The 269-nt window shown below is 64.7% G+C and carries 1 protein-coding gene; it reads right to left on the bottom strand.

Features of this window, described 5'->3' with window-relative positions; genetic code table 11:
* Positions 1-62: 62 nt before the first annotated feature.
* Positions 63-269: substrate-binding domain-containing protein (locus tag SB724_RS20320; protein ID WP_410572678.1), on the bottom strand; the 207-nt coding region annotated here is incomplete at its 5' end.

Raw genomic sequence — 269 nt, 5'->3', positions numbered from 1 at the left:
CGCTCTGCGGATGAACCGGAAGCGGGCGATGTGGAGGTGTGATTCCTCCGTTGCCCTCGCGTTTAGGACTGACTCATTACGTCCACGGATCTCGCGACTCCCACCGAACCCCTCTTGACCAAGTGCGCCACCAGCTCCGGCCTGGGGGCGCTGGCCTTCCGGCCCTCGATGTGTCGGATCAATGCCGCGGCCGCCGCGGCTCCCATGTCGTAGGCAGGCTGGGAAATAACGGTCAGTGGTGGAGTGGTGAGCCGGGTCCAGGCGAAATC

It is taken from the genome of Bacillus sp. SIMBA_031 (genome assembly GCF_046535225.1).
Taxonomy (GTDB): Bacteria; Bacillota; Bacilli; order Bacillales; family Bacillaceae; genus Bacillus; species Bacillus velezensis.
The sequence above is the reverse complement of the archived record's forward strand: the minus strand, read 5'-3'. Positions and strand labels throughout refer to the sequence as shown.